Origin of the sequence: Azospirillum agricola, assembly GCF_017876095.1 — a bacterium.
In the GTDB taxonomy this organism is placed as follows: domain Bacteria; phylum Pseudomonadota; class Alphaproteobacteria; order Azospirillales; family Azospirillaceae; genus Azospirillum; species Azospirillum agricola.
On the sequence record NZ_JAGINM010000025.1, the window covers coordinates 31740 to 47712 of the forward strand.

A 15973-nucleotide genomic window follows, 5' to 3' on the forward strand; every position below is an offset into this window, starting at 1 on the left:
CTTCGCCATGGCCGGGCTTGGCCCGGCCATCCACGAGCGCACGTGAGACTTGCGCGTGGATGCCCGGCACAAGGCCGGGCATGAGGATGCTTGGAGGCGGCGAAGCGGGAAGGCCCGATCTCCTTACCCGCGCAGGACCGGGATCGCGGCGTCGAGCGCCGTGGTCAGGCGGTCGAACATGTCGTTGACCTCGGCCTCGGTGATGACCAGCGGCGGGCACAGCGCGATGGAATCGCCCATGGCGCGGATGATCAGGCCGTTCTCCTGGGTCAGGCCGTTGACCACGGCGCCGGCGCGGCCGACCGGCTCGAAGTTGGCCTTGGTCGCCTTGTCGGCGACCAGCTCGATGGCGCCGATCAGGCCGGTGCCGCGCGCCTCGCCGACCAGCGGGTGATCGGCCAGCGCCTTCAGCCGCTTCTGGAACGGCACGGCGACGTCGCGGACATGGGAAACGATGTCGCGCTCCTGGTAGATCGCCAGCGTCTCCAGCGCCACCGCCGCCGCCACCGGATGGGCGGAGTAGGTGTAGCCGTGGCCGAAGGTGCCGATCTTCTTGCTCTCGTCGACGCAGGCCTGATAGACGGCCTCCGACACCATCACCGCCGAGATCGGCAGGTAGCCGGACGACAGCTGCTTGGCGCAGGTCAGGATGTCCGGACGCATCCCCATGGTCTGGCTGCCCCAGAAGTTCCCGGTGCGGCCGAAGCCGCAGATGACCTCGTCGGCGACCAGCAGGATGTCGTATTTCTTCAACACCGCCTGGATTTTCTCATAGTAGGTCGCGGGCGGAACCACCACGCCGCCGGCCCCCATGATCGGCTCGGCGAACATCGCGGCGACGGTGTCCGGCCCCTCGGCCAGGATCTGCGCCTCCAGCTGCTCGGCCAGACGGGTCGCGAACTCCTCCTCGCTCTCGCCCGGATTGGCGTTGCGGTAATGGTGCGGACAGTCGGCGTGCAGGATGCGGGCGATCGGCAGGTCGAAGTCGCGGTGGTTGTTCGGCAGGCCGGTCAGGCTGGCGGTCGCCACCGTCACGCCGTGATAGCCGCGCGTCCGCGCCAGGATCTTCTTCTTCTCCGGCCGGCCGAGCGCGTTGTTGTAGTACCAGATCAGCTTGATGGCCGTGTCGTTGGCCTCCGAGCCGGAATTGGCGAAGAACACCTTCGACATCGGCACCGGAGCCAGCGCGATCAGCTTCTCGGCGAGGTCGATGCCCGGCTCGTGCGACTTGTGGCCGAAGATGTGATAGCTGGAGAGCTGGCGCATCTGCTTGGCGGCGGCCTGGACCAGACGCTCCTCCCCCCAGCCCAGCGAGACGCACCACAGGCTGGCCATGCCCTCGATGTAGGCGTTGCCGGCGTCGTCGAAAACGCGCACGCCCTCGCCGCGCTCGATGACGAGCGGACCCTGGGTCTCGTGGGCGTGCAGGTTGGTGTAGGGGTGGAGAACGAAGGCCTTGTCGCGGCTTGCCGCCGAGTTGCCGATCGCGGTCATCTTGCTCTTCCTGTTCGAGGAACGAACCCCCAATTCGTCGCGGGGTGTTCGATATGTTAAACAGCCTCGGGGATCATACGCACAGTTCGGTCTCGCGACAAACCCGCGCTTCGGGCAATCGTGCCATGCGCGGGCGCGGGAGAGGGCGATGACCGCTGGACCGGGGGCGGCATCCGGCGCTATTGCCCCGGTACGCTTCGCTCCACGGATCCGGAGGCCCCCTTGACCACCCTCTACGCCATGCCCAGCACCGCCGCGATGGCGCCGCACATCCTGCTGCGCGAGATCGGCGCGCCCTTCGATCTGGTGCTGCTCGACCGCGACAAGGCGGAGCACAAGCGCGCGGACTATCTGGCGCTGAATCCGCACGGCCGGGTCCCGACGCTGGTCGACGGCGATCTGGTGCTGTACGAGGCGGCGGCGATCTGCCTGCATCTGGCCGACGCGCACCCGGAGGCCCGCCTCGCCCCGGCCGTCGGCACGCCCGAGCGCGCGGCCTTCTACAAATGGCTGGTCTACCTGACCAACAGCGTCCAGGCCGACATGCTGCTGTACTTCTATCCGGAGCGCTACGTCGAGGGCGCCGACGCCCAGGCCGCCTTCAAGCGGGTGGCGGAGGCCCGGCTGAACGACCAGTTCGACGGGCTGGACCGGGCGCTGGGCGGGCGCGAGTGGATGCTGGACGGCGGCTACTCGGCGGTCGATCCGTATCTGTTCATGCTCTGCCGCTGGACCCGCTTCATGCGGCGTCCGGCCCGCAGCCTGCCCAATCTCGGCCCCTACCTCGCCCGCGTCCTGGAGCGCCCGGCGGTGAAGGCCGCCTTCGCGGCGGAAGGGCTGGCGGCTCCGTATGTCTGATCCGCAGTTCCGGGCGGAAGGGGCGGAAAAAGCGAAGGGCCGGTGCGCTGTGCGCGCCCGGCCCTTTGGTCTTCGCTGTGCTGTCCGGCCTGCGCTGTCCAGCTCGTGCCGTGCCCTGACGAACTGGAGCGGGCGAAGGGATTCGAACCCTCGACCCCAACCTTGGCAAGGTTGTGCTCTACCCCTGAGCTACGCCCGCGCTCCCGTCGTCCGGGTGCGGCTTTCTACGGAAATCCGGCCGGCTCCGCAACAGGGAATCTGACGCCGCGCCGAAAAATAATCGCCACGCGGCACAGGCTGGAAAACGGAGGCCGGAAAAGCGAAGGGCCGGTGCGCTGTGCGCGCCCGGCCCTTTGGTCTTCGCTGTGCTGTCCGGCTCGTGCTGTCCGGCACGCGCCGTGCCCTGACGAACTGGAGCGGGCGAAGGGATTCGAACCCTCGACCCCAACCTTGGCAAGGTTGTGCTCTACCCCTGAGCTACGCCCGCGTTCCCGTCGTCCGGGAGCGGCTTTCTACGGAAATCCGACCGCTCCCGCAAGCGGAAAAACGCGGTCGCCCGCATTTTTCCCAAAAGCCGCCCTCCCCGTCCCGTTGGCCGCTCACCAGTCGGTCGGGCAGCCCCGGCAATTGTCCATCAAGGCGCCCTGGAAGATGGCGAAGCGGATCTTGGTCCCCTCCATCACCGCGCCCGACAGGTTGGTGTTGGCGAGCTTGGCCTCCTGAAGGTCGGCCCCCTCCAGGTTGGCGCCGGTCAGGTCGGCCTTGTCGGCCTTGATCGCCTCCAGGCTGGCGGCGGTCAGGTCGGTGTGGCGGAAGTCGGCGCCGCTCGCCCGCGCCTGCTCCAGGTTGGCGCCGCGCATCCGCGCGCCCTCCAGCTTGGCGTTTTGCAGGAAGGCGGTGCGCAGGTCGGCGGCGTCGAGGATGGCGCCGCGCAGGTCGGCGTTGCGCAGGTTGGCGTGGCGCAGGTCGGCCCGCATCAGGTTGGCCCCGCGCAGGTCGGCGCCGCCGAGATCGATGTTGCGCAGGTTGCGGTGGCGCAGATCCAGGTTCGGGCAGACGGCCTTGGGCACCAGCTTGCAGCCGGCCACCTCGGTCGGCCTCGGTTCCTCGCCGCCGCCGACGAGGGCTTCGGTGGAGGTTTCGCTCGGCTCGCTCTCCGTCGCCAGCGCCAGCGCGCCGGTCCCGGACAAGGCGGCGGGCAGGACAAGAGCGCTCAACAGGCACAGCGCGCGCAGGCTCGCGTTCATCAACGTCTCCACGGTTCCGGCAAAAACGGAGGGCAAAGAAACGGAGGGACGGGGCGGTGGAACCGCCCCGCCCGTCACGGGCAGCGCCTCACTTGGCGCTGGACACCTTCACGTCGGCCAGCTTGAACACCCAGAAGGACCCGCCCTGGGTCACGCGGGTGGTCAGGTCGGCGAGGTCGCCGCCCCACAGCGGGACGGCGCCGCCGTAGCCGGTGGTGATGCCGACATACTGCACCCCGTCCTGCTCCCAGGTGACCGGGGAGGAGATGATGCCCGAGCCGGTCTGGAACTTCCAAAGCTCCTCGCCCGTCTTGGCGTTGAACGCCTTGACGTAGCCGTCGCCGGTGCCGGTGAAGACCAGGTTGCCGGCGGTCGCCAGCGTGCCGGACCACAGCGGCAGCTCCTCCTTGTGCTCCCAGGCGATCTTGCCGGTCTTGGGATCGAGCGCCCGCAGCGTGCCGACATGGTCGTCGAACAGCTTGTGGATGCGGAAGCCCATGCCGAGATAGGCCGAGCCGGGGTTGTAGCCGACATGCTCGGTCCAGTAGTCCTCCTTCCAGTGGTTGGCGGCGATGTAGAACAGGCCGGTGTCCTCGCTGTAGGACATCGGGTTCCAGTTCTTGCCGCCGAGGAAGGGCGGGGAGACCTCGACCGACTTGCCGCGCTTCTCGTCGCCCACGGGCAGCGGCGGACGCTGGCCCTCGTTCTCGATGGGGCGGCCGGTCTTCAGGTCGATGCCCTTGGCCCAGGTGATGCCGTCGACGAAGGGATAGGCCGCCAGCACGCTGTTCGGCTTGTTCGCCTCGCCGCCGGCGTTGGCCAGCTTGTTGCGGTCGGTGACGTAGAAGAAGCCGTTGCGGTCGGCGTGCGCCGTCGCCTTGACCGTCTTGCCCGACGAGTCGGTGAAGTCGAACAGCACCAGCTCGTTGTTGCCGGAGAAGTCCCAGGCGTCGTTCGGCGTGTGCTGGTAGAAGCCCTTCAGCTCGCCGGTGGTCGGATCGACGTAGGCCTGGCCCGAGGTGTAGAGGCTGTCGCCCGGCCAGCGTGCCCAGCCGTTCCACGGCGCCGGGTTGCCGGTGCCGATGACGATGGTGTTGGTCTCGACGTCGAAGGTGGCGCTCTGCCAGGGGGCGCCGCCGCCGTGGCTCCACGCCTCGACCAGCTTGCCGTCCTTGTCGCGCGGCCAGGACGGGGCTTCCTTGTTGCCGGTGACGGTGCTGTCCTTGCCGTTCAGCCGGCCCATGTGCCCCTCGACCATGGGGCGCATCCAAATCTCCTCGCCGGTGTCAGGATCGCGGGCGTAGAGCCGCCCGACGACGCCGAACTCGTCGCCCGAGGAGCCATGGATCAGCAGCATCTTGCCGGTCTTCTGGTCCTTCACGATGGTCGGCGCGCCGGTCATCGTGTAGCCGACCTTGTGGTCGGCGAACTTCTGCTTCCACACCACCTTGCCGGTGTTCTTGTTCAGCGCGACGATCGAGGCGTCGAGCGTGCCGAGGAACACCTTGTCGCCGTAGATGGCGGCGCCGCGGTTCACCACGTCGCAGCAGGGGCGGATATCGTCGGGCAGGCGGTGGGCGTAGGACCACAGCCGCTTGCCGGTCTTGGCGTCGAGCGCGAACATGCGCGAGTAGGAGGCGGTGACGTAGATCACCCCGTCATGCACCAGCGCCTGCGTCTCCTGCCCGCGCTGCTTCTCGTCGCCGAAGGAGAAGGACCAGGCCGGCACCAGGCGCGAGACGCTGGAGGTGTCGATCTGCTTCAGGGTGCTGAAACGCTTGCCTTCCACGCCCATGCCGTACATCAGCACGTCGTGGTTGGTCTTGCCGTCCTTGGCGATGTCGTCCCAGGTGACGTCGGCGGCCGAGGCCGGCGCGGCGGTCAGGGCGGTGCCGAGCAGACCGGCGACGATGGCGGCCACACTGGCGCCGAGCGTGAGGCGAGAGCGCGCCTTATGGGACCAAGCTGTCATGCGTTTCCCCCGAATGTTTGGCCCTTGGGGATTCGGGCGATCCGAATCCGGGTGGCCGGACTTTGAGCAGAATGGGCAATCGGACTTTCGGCGGAGCGGCCGGCGCCGGCCCGCGGCCGTCCATCGCCATCCGGCCGGAAGACGGGAGTGCGATGCCTCCCGGCCGGGAATGACGGAACGCGCGAAAGGGCGCCGCTTCCAAGAAAAAGCCCTGATCCGGCAAGATCCGCCTGAGACCGGCGAAAGCAGACCCCCGCACGGATCGGCCTTCGTCGTCTTGCCGTGTCCTATTGTTTCTCCGAAAGCCGGGGCGGCGACAATGGGACGTTGGACGGATGATGAATTCCCCCAACAAATAGGATGACTTCCTGTCGTGATCCGGGAAAATATCCTGCCCGCGGGAGCTTGATCGAAGGGCTCATGGCCGGACGGCCGGCGCGGTTGCTACCCTTCCGCACAGCCGCAATCCCTGCCAGCGAGGGCTTCCGATGACCGCGACCATCCTGCTGGTGGACGACCACCCCATCATCCGCGCCGGCTGCCGGCGGCTGTTCGGCGACGCCGGTCTGGGACGGGTCGTCGAGGCGGAGGATGCCGGCGGCGCGCTGGCGCTGTGGCGGTCGGAGCGGCCGGACATCGTCGTGCTCGACCCCGACCTTCCCGGTCCGGACGGCGGCATGGGGGTGATGAGGGCCATGCTGGCGGAAAACGCGGCGGCGCGCGTCCTGGTCTTCGGCGGGCGCGGGGATCCGGCGGTCGCGGCCGGCGCGCTGAAGGCGGGGGCGAAGGGCTACGTCGCCAAGAACAGCGCCCTGGACACCCTGCTGTCGGCGGTCGGTCAGGTTCTGGCCGGCGGCATCCACCTCGACCACGCGCTGGCGCGCGACCTCGCCTTGATGAGCCTGTCGCCACCGCCCGACCCGCTGGCCCCGCTGACCCTGCGGGAGCGCGAGATTCTCGGTCTGCTCGGCCGCGGGCTGACGGCGGCGGCGATCGCCGACTCGCTGGGAATCAGCCGGAAGACGGTCGCCAACGCCTGCACGCAGATCAAGGACAAGCTGGGAGCCGACGGCCCGCGCGCCCTGGTCCGCATCGCCATCGACGCCGGGCTCGCGGGGTAGGGCGCCGCCCGGCCGACACGCCCGGTCAATGACGGACCTGGAGCCCCTTGAGATAACCGCCATCCGTCCCGGTCAGGAGGTGGAAGGGGCGTTCCCGCGCGTCAGCGCGGCGCCTGCCAGGGAAGCTCGCCGCCGACCAGCTTGCCGGCCTCCTCGGGCGGCAGCGGCCGGGCGAAGTGGTAGCCCTGGCCGTAGTCGCAGGCCAGCGCCCGCAGCAGGTTGGCGTCGGCGCTGGTCTCGATGCCCTCGGCGATGACGTCGAAGCCGAGCAGGCGCGCCAGATCCATGATGATGCGGACGATGGCGCGGTTCTCCTCCGACTGGTGCATGGCCGAGACGAAGGAACGGTCCACCTTCAGGCTGTCGATCGGCAGCTTGTGCAGGTAGGAGAGCGAGGAATAGCCGGTGCCGAAATCGTCGATCGACAGCTTGATGCCGAGCGCCCGCAGATCCTGGAGCAGGCGGATCGACTGCTCCGCCTTGTCCATCACCGCGCTTTCGGTCAGCTCCAGCTTCAGCCAGGACGGCTCGACCCCGGTCTCGCGCAGCACCTCGCGCACCACCTCGACGAAGTTCGGGTCGGAGAGCTGGCGGGTCGACAGGTTGACGCTCATGAACAGCGGCGCCGACCCCGGCTCGCGGTGGTCCTGCCAGAGAGCGATCTGCCGGCAGGCCTCGCGCAGCACCCAGGTGCCGAGCGACACCACGAGGCCGGTGCTCTCGGCGATGGGGATGAAGACGCCGGGCGGGATGTTGCCGCGCTCCGGGTGGTTCCAGCGGACCAGCGCCTCGAAGCCGGCCAGGCCCCCCGTCACCATCTCGACGATCGGCTGGTAGGCGACCCACAGGTCGGTGCCGCGCTGGAGCGCGCCGCGCAGGTCGTTCTCCATCCGCACCTGCTCGACCACATGGGCGTGCATGGCCGGGTCGAACCAGCTCTGGCGGCCGCCGCCCTGCTCGCGGGCGCGGCCGGTGGCGATCTCGGCGTCGCGCAGCACGTCCTCGGGCCGCTCGTGGCTGGGCATCGCCACGGCGACGCCGATGCTGGCCGACAGGAACACCGTGCCGCCGGAGCTGGAGCGCGCCGAGCGCACGACGCCCGACAGCTCGTCGAGCGAGCGTTCGACCACCGGCCGGTCGCAGGGCCCGGCGACCAGCAGCGCGAAGGCGTGGTCGCTGACGCGCGCGATCAGGTCGAAGGCGGCCCCGTGCGCGCCCAGCCGGTGGGCGAGATCGTCCAGCAGCTCGTTGGCGAAGGCCTGGCCCAGGCTGGTGCGGATGTCGGCGAAGCGGTCGATGTCCATGATGACGAGCGTGAAGGGCTCGCCCATGTTGCGGTAGTCGGCCATGTGCTTGAGCAGCATCAGGCGGTTGGCCAGCCCGGTCACCGGGTCGTAGTAGGCGAGGCGGAACAGGTCGTCCTGCACCTGCCGCCGCTCCGTCATGTCCTGGATGATGACGAAATAGCCGGCGATGGCGCCGTCCGGCGTGCGGTGGGGAGCGTGGACGCGCAGGATGTAGCGCTGCTGCCCGTCGGCCTGGGTCATCCAGCCTTCCGAGCCGGCGACCTCGCCGTTCAGCGCGCGCTTGACCAGGCTGGTCGTGCTGCGCTGCACCTCCGGCCCGAGCAGGTCGCCGATGGTGGAGCCGAGCGCGCGATCCAGCGTGGCGCCCATCATCTCCAGATACGCGCGATTGGCGTAGATGTGGCGGCGCTCGCGATCGAGAAGCCCGACCTTGACCGGCATCGCGTCAAGAATCTGGCGCAGCGTGTCGAGCGCCGGAGCACCGGAGGCGGTCCCGGACAAAGCTTCGACCAGCGCGGAGATGTGGGGGTCCGGATTCATGGCGAGGAAAGAGCGGAGCAACCAGCAGGAAATCGTCGCCCAACACTTACGCGATGTGTTGCCTTCGCGTCAAAACCAAAGCCACCGAAACGAGCCTTATCTTTGCCGTTTCCACGAGATCGGAACCGACAATCAAGCTTCATACTCCAGTATTCACGCAAGCCGGGGTTGCGGCCGGGCAGGGAATCGAATTGTTTTTGCGATTGATCTTGCGTGCCCATGCGATTGCTCCTGCCGCGACGCCTGAGAAGTATCATTCTTCCACCCGTTACCGGGAAAAAATCCAAGGTTGCTCAATTCGCCAAACCAATCCGTTTTGGGAGAGTCGCGCGCAACGGGCATGCCTGCGCTTCCCATTCGAACGGTCGCCAGCACCGGCGCTTTCCCCCTATACTGCCAAGACAAATAGGGGCGTTGGCCCGGCCGGCGCCCCGGATCAACGGCATCAGGGGAGAACGACGCCATGGCTTTCAAGGATCTGCTGGTCGTTGTCGACAGCGGGGCCGCATCCGAGGCCCGCCTCGATCTGGCCGCCCGGCTGGCGACGCAGACCGACGCCCATCTGACCGCGCTCTACACCTTCACCGACGTGGCGCTTCCCGGCTACATCCAGGCCGAGCTTCCGGCCGAGCTGCGCGCGAACCGCCGCAAGGCGCTGGACGAGCAGGCCGCCGCCGCCGCCCGCCGCTTCGATGAGGCGATGCGCCGCCACGGCCGGACCGAGCGGTCGGAATGGGTCGCCATCGAGGGGGATCCGACCGCCGCCGCCGCGCTGCGCGGCCGCTACGCCGACCTGATCATCGTCGGCCAGCCCGACCCGCAACACGACCGCGAAACGCCGGTCGCCCAGCCCGCCGACCTGCTGTTCGAAACCGGCCGCCCGCTGCTGGTCGTGCCCTACGCCGGCCGCTTCGCCAGCATCGGCGAGCGGGTGCTGGTCGGCTGGAACGGCAGCCGCGAGGCCGCCCGCGCCATCGGCGACGCCATGCCGCTGCTGGAGCAGGCCCGCCGGGTGGTGGTGATGGCCGCCAATCCGAAGCCCGGCCCGAACGGCCTGGGCGACGAGCCCGGCGCCGACATCGCCCGCCACCTGTCCCGCCACGGCTGCAAGGTCGAGGCGGCGCACATCAGCACCGACGTGGTCGAGGCCGGCGACACGCTGCTGAACGTCGCGGCGGACGAGAGCTGCGACCTGCTGGTGATGGGCGCCTACGGCCGGTCGCGCCTGCGCGAGCTGGTGCTGGGCGGGATGACCCGCTTCATGCTCCAGCACATGACCGTGCCCGTGCTGATGAGCCACTGAGGCGCCCGTGGGGTTAAGCGACCGCTCCCGCCGGAGTCGCCCTGGTGTCGCCCTGGTGTCCCCGGCGAATTGCGCGGAGTCGGCCGTGGGGAGAAGCGACCGGCCCGCTTTTCCCCGTCCCCCGGCGTGGGGGAAAGCGGCCGGGCCGTGGGGGAAAGCGGCGCGACTCGGGGCTTTCCCCTGGGGAGAAGCGGCGAATCAACTAATAAGAAATCCAACTAGCCGCAAATAGCCCGGTCGCCTAACCCCACATTGACTCCCCCGCCGCCGGCTCACCAGGATGCCTCAACATTTTGGTGGGGCGGCGATGGGCGACATACACAGGCTGGTGATCGAGCATGGCCGCGACCGCGCGAGGGCGCTCGTCCGGCCGGAGGAACGCCCGCTGGTCGACATCGCCGCCGATATCCTGGCGGACGAGAACCAGCATCTCGGCATCACCTACAGCGGCTTCTGCCTGACCAGCCTGCCGCACAAGAAGCTGGCCGACGACGCCCCCTGGGAAAAGCGCGGCCATCAGGTGACGCTGCTGGTCGAGCCGGGCCGGCTGAAGGTGAACGGCAAGGTGAAGCTGTTCGGCGTGCCCTACGGCGCCCGCGCCCGCATGATCCTGATCTATCTGCAAACCCAGGCGGTGCGCACCGGCCGGCGCGAGGTGGAACTCGGCCGCTCGATGCGCGACTGGCTGACCCGCATGGGGATCAGCGTCGGCGGCGAGACCTTCAAGGGTTTCCGCGAACAGTCGCTGCGCATTTCCGCCTGCACGCTGAAGTTCTTCTGGGACGGCGAGAACGCCGACGTCTTCGAGAAGGGCGGCATCGTCAAGCGCGGCCTGATCTTCCACGACGATCTCGGCGACCAGCGGCAGGGCACGCTGTGGAACGACGTGGTGCAGCTGGACGAGACCTTCTTCCAGGCGCTCCAGGACCACCCGGTGCCGCTGCTGGAGGAGGCGGTGCGGCAGTTGAAGGACCGCTCGCTCAGCCTCGACCTCTATGTCTGGCTGGCCTACCGGCTGCATTCGCTGCAACGGCCGCAGCCGATCTCCTGGCCGTCGCTCTACGCCCAGTTCGGCGCCGGCTACGACCAGATGAAGCATTTCAAGCCGCGCTTCGTGCAGGCCCTGCAATACGCGCTGGCCGCCTACCCCGACGCCAAGGTCGAACCGGCCGACGACGGCGTCGTCCTGCACCCCAGCCGCCCGCCGATCGCCCGCCTGCTGGCCTGAGGCCGGTCCCGGCGGACGCCGTGGGGTGAGGCGACCGGTCGCTTAACCCCACGCCCTCCCCTCCCGGCCGGGCCCTCTCAGCTCGGCCCGGACTCCCCGCACCAGGGCTGGCGCCGCTCGCCATGATAGGGGCGGACCAGGCCGGTCTTCAGCAGGGCGTCGGTCAGGTCGGCGCCGCCGGCCACCCGCACGCGGGCGCGCACCCGGCCGCCGTACTTGTCGGGCTGCACGTCCAGCAGATGCACCAGCCCGACGCCGACCAGCCCGCGCACCGCCTCGCGCGCGGATTCCGCCAGCGCCTTCTCCTGCGGGCAGTGGGCGCGCATTTCGGGGGCGTCGACGCCGTCGAGCCGCACCTTGGTTTCCACCGACTGCCCGAGCCAGATGATGGCGCGGACGGTCAGGGTGTCGCCGTCCACCACCTCGACGACCTCCGCCGGGATCGGGCCAGGCAGCGTGGCGGGCGCACCGCCGGCCGACGACGTCCAAGCCACGGCCAAGGCGGCGGCCAGCGTGGCGCCCAGCATGGCGGTCGATGTCCAGCGGCGGGGCGCGTGCATGGGAGGAAGCCTCGGGCCAAGGTACGGAAAGCGTGTCCTTGGCGCAGAGACTACCGCGCCCGCCCGGCCGGAGCAAGGCGCGTAAGGGCTTTTATTCCTGAATACCTTTGTATTCTATTTGGATTCCGGCCCGATCCCAGACACAAATCCTATCATCCGGTCCGGATCAGAAGTCCGAGCAGCGCCCCTTGAACTCCCAGTCGCCGTAGCGGGTCGGTTCCGGCCCCTGCGGGCCGCCGATCTCGCCGGGCTTCTGCTCCGGCCCCGTCAGGGCGGAGGCGTCGGAGGCCGTCCCGGCGGGCGGCGTGGTGGCGTCCGCCTTCGGATCGACCGGAAGGGACGTCGGTGCAGCGGGGGCGGCGGCGGGATCGGAGGGGGTCTTGTCGGTCATGGCAACCTGCGTGCAACCATCTTGAACGGGGGCTTCGGCCAAGCCCATATCATCGGCGAGGCGGGGCGGAAAGCCCGCCGGCCCCATCCTGAACCGATGCGACTGCCATGACCAGCACCCTGAAGACCACCATCCTCCTCGCCGCCCTGACGGCCCTGTTCATGACGGTCGGCTTCCTGCTGGGCGGGAAGACCGGCCTGATCGTCGCCTTCGTCGTCGCGCTTGGCATGAATCTCTTCAGCTACTGGAACTCCGGCGACATGGTGCTGTCGATGTACGGCGCCCGCGAGGTCGACGCCTACTCCGCCCCCGAATATTACGGGATCGTCGCCCGGCTGGCCGAGCGCGCCGGCCTGCCGATGCCGCGCGTCTTCATCATCGAGAACGACCAGCCCAACGCCTTCGCCACCGGCCGCGACCCGGAGCACGCCGCCGTCGCCGCCACCACCGGCCTCCTGCGCATGCTGAGCCCGGAGGAGGTCGCCGGGGTGATGGCGCACGAGCTGGCCCATGTGAAGAACCGCGACACGCTGATCATGACCGTCACCGCGACCATCGCCGGCGCCGTGTCGATGCTGGCGAATTTCGGCCTGTTCTTCGGCGGCTCCAGCAACGACGAACGCGGCGGCAACCCGCTGGGCATGGTCGGCGCCATCCTGGCGGCGGTGCTGGCGCCCATCGCCGCCTCGCTGGTGCAGATGGCGATCAGCCGCACCCGCGAGTACGAGGCCGACCGCATCGGCGCCGAGATCTGCGGCCGTCCCCTGTGGCTGGCCGACGCGCTGACCAACATCCACAACGCCGCCAACCACATCCCCAATTATCAGGCCGCGGCCCATCCGGCGACCGCCCACCTGTTCATCGCCAACCCGCTGAGCGGCGCCAGCCTGTCCAACCTGTTCTCCACCCACCCCGACATGGGCGAGCGGGTGCGCCGCCTGCGGGCGATGGCGGTCCCCCCGGCGGGCCACGCCCAGCCGCGCGGCGGCTTCATGCCCCAGCGCCGGAACCGCCCCGGCCCCTGGGGCTGAGGGGGAGCCCCGGCGGTTAGGGGATTGCGCGCCGGAGGGGTTGGCGACTACCTTTCCGGCACCGCACAACCACCATGTCCGCCAGGGGTCGCCCGCATGTCCGTCGCCGAGAAATACCGGCTCGTCACCCGTTCCGACTTCGACGGTCTGGTCTGCGCCGTCCTGCTGAAGGAGCTGGGCATCCTGGACGAGATCAAGTTCGTCCACCCCAAGGACATGCAGGACGGCAAGATCGAGATCACCGACCGCGACATCACCACCAACCTGCCCTACGTCGACGGCGCCCATCTGGTCTTCGACCACCATCTGTCGGAAACCATCCGCGTCGGCGAGAAGCCGAACTACGTCATCGACCCCAAGGCGCCCTCGGCGGCGCGCGTCGTCTACGATTACTACGGCGGCAAGGAGCGTTTCCCGACCATCTCCGACGAGATGATGCGGGCGGTCGATCAGGCCGATTCCGCGCGCTACGACCGCGACGACATCCTGAACCCGACCGGCTGGACCCTGCTGAACTTCCTGATGGACGCGCGCACCGGGCTGGGCCGCTTCCGCGAGTTCCGCGTGTCGAACTACCAGTTGATGATGGACCTCATCGACTATTGCCGGAACCACAGCATCGACGAGATCCTGGCCCTGCCCGACGTCAGGGAGCGGGTCGAGCTGTACAGCCAGCACGCCGAACCGTTCGTCGACCAGCTCAAGCGCTGCTCGACCGTGCGCGGCAACGTCGTCGTCCTCGACCTGCGCAACGAGGAGACGATCTACGCCGGCAACCGCTTCATGATCTACGCGCTGTATCCCGACACCAACGTGTCGATCCACGTGCTGTGGGGCCTGAAGCAGCAGAACACCGTGCTGGCCTGCGGCAAGTCGATCATCAACCGCTCGTCGAAGACCGACATCGGCCCGCTGATGCTGGAGTATGGCGGCGGCGGCCACCAGGCGGCCGGCACCTGCCAGGTTCCCAACGACCAGGCCGAGGCGGCGCTCGACGCCATCGTCGCCCGCATGCGGGCGGACGGCTGACTCCACCCTTTCCCCCATCATGCTGACCACCCACCGCATCTTCTCCGAGGCGTGGCTGGCCGACCTGTCGGCCGACACGCCCCGCGAGCGGGCTCTCGACAGCGCCCGGCCGGTGATCGACGCGGCGCTGCGGCGGATCGCCGAGGCCCTCGGCCAGTGGCGCGCCCAGGCGGAGGCGCTGGGCGCCAGCGGCGACCCGGCCCACATCACCCCGCTGCTGCGCACGGAAACCGAGGGGCTGCCGCGGGCGGCCGAGGCGGCGGACAGCGCCGTCCACGACGTCATGCAGCGGGTCGCCTTCAAGCGGCGGGAGCTGATGCCTCTGTTCCCGCCGCTGCTCGACCGCATCCACCCGGCGCACGCGGAGGCCGCGCTCCATTGCGGCGCGGCGCGCTGGCGGCTGATGGCGCTGCGGGTCCTGGCCGATCCCGGTGGCCCGTCCAGCCCGATCCAGGGCTACGGCACCCGCTACGTGAAGAGCGACCGTTTCGACGCCCGCGCCCTCCAAAGCCTCAGCGCCGCCGACCGCGTCCGCGCCGACCGGGCGCTGAAGCGGCTGGGCGAGAGCCCCATCCCGGAGGAGCTGGATCTGCGCCCGCTGGAGGGGCACGACGGCCTGTGGACGATGAAGGCGGGTGGCCGAAACCGCTTCATCCTGCGCATCGGCCAGGACCGGCGCGGACCGCACTATGTGATCGAGGATGCCGGGCCGGCGGGTGGCGTGGAGGCGCCCTGAACAGGCGGTTGTTTGCATCGCCTTTTATTTTCTGACACAGATGAACACAGAGAGACACAGATAAAAAATATCGATTCTTTCTTCGGGACGGCGTTCACCCCGAAGAAAAATTCATCTGTGTCTCTCTGTGTTCATCTGTGTCCAAACATCCTTGCCTTCAAATCCCCGCCACGCCCCACAGCAGCAGGGCGACCAGCCCGACCAGGATCAGCGCGGCCACCGCGTAGAGCGCCAGCGCCCGCCCGATGTCGGCGGGGGTGACGCGGGCGCGGCCGTCGCCGATCCACGGCTCGGTGATGACCACGCCGCCGTCGCGGTGCGGACCGCCCAGCGACAGCCCGAGCGCCCCGGCCATCGCCGCGATCGGCCAGCCCATGTTCAGCGACGGGTGCTTGCGGGCGTCGCGCGCCAGGGCGCGGAAGGCGCCGCCGCCCTTGGCCGAGACGAAGGGGGCCGCCAGCGCCAGCAGCAGCGCCGCCAGCCGCGCCGGCAGCGCGTTCAGCGCGTCGTCCAGCGTCGCGGCGGTCGAGCCGAAGCGCCGGTGCCGCACGCCGGGGCTGCCCAGCGCCGCGTCGGCCCCGTCCATCGCCGTCCACACCAGCAGCCCCGGCACGCCGAGCAGCGCGTAGGCGAAGACCGGCGCCACCAGCTTGCGGTCGAAGGCGCGGGCGGCGGCCTCCACCGCGGCGCGGGCGACGCCATGCTCGTCCAGCCCGTAGGCGTGGCGCCGGGTCAGCCCCTGCACCGCCTCCTGGCCGGCGCTGACCCCGCCCGTCTCCAGGGCGCGCCGCACCGCGCGCACCCTGGTCCAGGCGGCGCGCCCGCGCAGGCCGCACAGCAGGACCAGCAGCTCCAGCAGCCAGCCGCGCCCGAACGAGCCGATCCACTCGACGGCCAGCCCGGTCCCGGCGGCCATCAGCACCAGCGCCAGCACCACCAGCGCGCCGCGCACCATCCGGTCGGTGTCGCCGCGCCCGGCCCGGTTCAGCCGGGCGTCGGCGGCGTTGCAGAAGCGGACGGCGAGCCGCGCCGGGTCGGGAAGAATCCGGTCCAGCCAGTCGCCGAAGACCGCCTCGATCGCCAGCGCCAGAAGCAGGATCAGCAGCGGGCCGGGACCGCCGAAGGCTGTGCCGAACATCGCCGCCTCTCCCGTGGC

At 69.5% G+C, this 15973-nt stretch carries 15 protein-coding genes and 2 tRNA genes; 7 read left to right on the top strand and 10 right to left on the bottom strand.

Annotated elements, in window-relative coordinates; genetic code table 11:
* Window positions 1-123 precede the first annotated feature (123 nt).
* Window positions 124-1494 (bottom strand): aspartate aminotransferase family protein, encoded by a 1371-nt coding sequence (locus J2847_RS27945; protein WP_209782028.1) that lies wholly within the window; start codon window positions 1492-1494, stop codon window positions 124-126.
* A gap of 222 nt (window positions 1495-1716) precedes the next feature.
* On the opposite strand from J2847_RS27945, the gene J2847_RS27950 reads away from it, so the two are divergent.
* Entirely contained in the window at window positions 1717-2352 is a 636-nt protein-coding gene (locus J2847_RS27950) for a glutathione S-transferase family protein (protein ID WP_209782029.1), read from the top strand.
* 124 nt (window positions 2353-2476) lie between these two features.
* On the opposite strand, the gene J2847_RS27955 is transcribed toward J2847_RS27950, so the two are convergent.
* From J2847_RS27955 to J2847_RS27970, 4 genes are all read right to left on the bottom strand, one after another.
* Window positions 2477-2551: transfer RNA gene (locus J2847_RS27955), tRNA-Gly, on the bottom strand.
* Between the two features lie 213 nt (window positions 2552-2764).
* Window positions 2765-2839 (bottom strand) — tRNA-Gly (locus J2847_RS27960).
* 112 nt (window positions 2840-2951) lie between these two features.
* Window positions 2952-3599 (bottom strand): pentapeptide repeat-containing protein, encoded by a 648-nt coding sequence (locus tag J2847_RS27965; RefSeq protein ID WP_209782030.1) that lies wholly within the window; start codon window positions 3597-3599, stop codon window positions 2952-2954.
* Window positions 3600-3687: 88 nt separating this feature from the next.
* On the bottom strand, window positions 3688-5571 hold the full coding sequence (locus J2847_RS27970; protein WP_209782031.1) for a methanol/ethanol family PQQ-dependent dehydrogenase: 1884 nt from the start codon (window positions 5569-5571) through the stop codon (window positions 3688-3690).
* Between the two features lie 488 nt (window positions 5572-6059).
* Between J2847_RS27970 and J2847_RS27975 the strand changes: the two genes are divergently transcribed.
* On the top strand, window positions 6060-6692 hold the full coding sequence (locus tag J2847_RS27975; RefSeq protein WP_209782032.1) for a response regulator: 633 nt from the start codon (window positions 6060-6062) through the stop codon (window positions 6690-6692).
* A 101-nt stretch (window positions 6693-6793) separates the two neighbouring features.
* On the opposite strand, the gene J2847_RS27980 is transcribed toward J2847_RS27975, so the two are convergent.
* Window positions 6794-8560: a putative bifunctional diguanylate cyclase/phosphodiesterase gene (locus J2847_RS27980; RefSeq protein WP_233474842.1), complete on the bottom strand. Its 1767-nt coding sequence runs from the start codon at window positions 8558-8560 to the stop codon at window positions 6794-6796.
* The gene (locus tag J2847_RS27985; RefSeq protein ID WP_209782033.1) at window positions 8536-8760 is read right to left on the bottom strand and encodes a hypothetical protein; all 225 of its coding nucleotides are present in this window, start codon (window positions 8758-8760) and stop codon (window positions 8536-8538) included. Before J2847_RS27985 ends, J2847_RS27980 begins: the two co-directional genes overlap by 25 nt.
* Before the next feature lie 242 nt (window positions 8761-9002).
* On the opposite strand from J2847_RS27985, the gene J2847_RS27990 reads away from it, so the two are divergent.
* Together J2847_RS27990 and J2847_RS27995 are read left to right on the top strand one after the other, a co-directional pair.
* Window positions 9003-9842 carry a universal stress protein gene (locus J2847_RS27990; protein WP_209782034.1) on the top strand — a complete coding sequence of 280 codons (840 nt, stop codon included), beginning with the start codon at window positions 9003-9005 and terminating at the stop codon, window positions 9840-9842.
* A gap of 307 nt (window positions 9843-10149) precedes the next feature.
* A complete protein-coding gene (locus J2847_RS27995) occupies window positions 10150-11070 on the top strand; it encodes a replication protein RepA (RefSeq protein ID WP_085555706.1) in 921 nt (306 codons plus the stop codon).
* Window positions 11071-11147: 77 nt separating this feature from the next.
* Here the strand turns inward: J2847_RS27995 and J2847_RS28000 are convergent, their stop codons facing one another.
* The gene (locus J2847_RS28000; protein ID WP_209782035.1) at window positions 11148-11630 is read right to left on the bottom strand and encodes a thermonuclease family protein; all 483 of its coding nucleotides are present in this window, start codon (window positions 11628-11630) and stop codon (window positions 11148-11150) included.
* Between the two features lie 166 nt (window positions 11631-11796).
* Entirely contained in the window at window positions 11797-12021 is a 225-nt protein-coding gene (locus J2847_RS28005) for a succinate dehydrogenase assembly factor 4 (RefSeq protein WP_209782036.1), read from the bottom strand.
* A 107-nt stretch (window positions 12022-12128) separates the two neighbouring features.
* Here J2847_RS28005 and htpX point away from each other — a divergent pair, with 107 nt between their 5' ends.
* The 3 genes from htpX to J2847_RS28020 all read left to right on the top strand — a co-directional run bounded on the left by htpX (window position 12129) and on the right by J2847_RS28020 (window position 14817).
* Window positions 12129-13052 (top strand): zinc metalloprotease HtpX, encoded by a 924-nt coding sequence (gene htpX, locus J2847_RS28010; RefSeq protein WP_209782037.1) that lies wholly within the window; start codon window positions 12129-12131, stop codon window positions 13050-13052.
* 96 nt (window positions 13053-13148) lie between these two features.
* A complete protein-coding gene (locus J2847_RS28015) occupies window positions 13149-14081 on the top strand; it encodes a DHH family phosphoesterase (RefSeq protein WP_209782038.1) in 933 nt (310 codons plus the stop codon).
* Window positions 14082-14100: 19 nt separating this feature from the next.
* On the top strand, window positions 14101-14817 hold the full coding sequence (locus J2847_RS28020; RefSeq protein WP_233474843.1) for a hypothetical protein: 717 nt from the start codon (window positions 14101-14103) through the stop codon (window positions 14815-14817).
* A 157-nt stretch (window positions 14818-14974) separates the two neighbouring features.
* Here the strand turns inward: J2847_RS28020 and J2847_RS28025 are convergent, their stop codons facing one another.
* Complete coding sequence (locus J2847_RS28025) at window positions 14975-15955, bottom strand: cobalamin biosynthesis protein CobD/CbiB (protein ID WP_209782040.1); 981 nt, start codon at window positions 15953-15955, stop codon at window positions 14975-14977.
* Window positions 15956-15973: the final 18 nt, after the last annotated feature.

Coding starts and splice junctions, on each gene's coding strand:
- J2847_RS27945 (WP_209782028.1), bottom strand. CDS start 1,494: ATGACCGCGATCGGCAACTCGGCGGCAAGCCGCGACAAGGCCTTCGTT.
- J2847_RS27965 (WP_209782030.1), bottom strand. CDS start 3,599: ATGAACGCGAGCCTGCGCGCGCTGTGCCTGTTGAGCGCTCTTGTCCTG.
- J2847_RS27970 (WP_209782031.1), bottom strand. CDS start 5,571: ATGACAGCTTGGTCCCATAAGGCGCGCTCTCGCCTCACGCTCGGCGCC.
- J2847_RS27975 (WP_209782032.1), top strand. CDS start 6,060: ATGACCGCGACCATCCTGCTGGTGGACGACCACCCCATCATCCGCGCC.
- J2847_RS27985 (WP_209782033.1), bottom strand. CDS start 8,760: ATGGGCACGCAAGATCAATCGCAAAAACAATTCGATTCCCTGCCCGGC.
- J2847_RS27990 (WP_209782034.1), top strand. CDS start 9,003: ATGGCTTTCAAGGATCTGCTGGTCGTTGTCGACAGCGGGGCCGCATCC.
- J2847_RS27995 (WP_085555706.1), top strand. CDS start 10,150: ATGGGCGACATACACAGGCTGGTGATCGAGCATGGCCGCGACCGCGCG.
- J2847_RS28000 (WP_209782035.1), bottom strand. CDS start 11,630: ATGCACGCGCCCCGCCGCTGGACATCGACCGCCATGCTGGGCGCCACG.
- J2847_RS28005 (WP_209782036.1), bottom strand. CDS start 12,021: ATGACCGACAAGACCCCCTCCGATCCCGCCGCCGCCCCCGCTGCACCG.
- htpX (WP_209782037.1), top strand. CDS start 12,129: ATGACCAGCACCCTGAAGACCACCATCCTCCTCGCCGCCCTGACGGCC.
- J2847_RS28015 (WP_209782038.1), top strand. CDS start 13,149: ATGTCCGTCGCCGAGAAATACCGGCTCGTCACCCGTTCCGACTTCGAC.
- J2847_RS28020 (WP_233474843.1), top strand. CDS start 14,101: ATGCTGACCACCCACCGCATCTTCTCCGAGGCGTGGCTGGCCGACCTG.
- J2847_RS28025 (WP_209782040.1), bottom strand. CDS start 15,955: ATGTTCGGCACAGCCTTCGGCGGTCCCGGCCCGCTGCTGATCCTGCTT.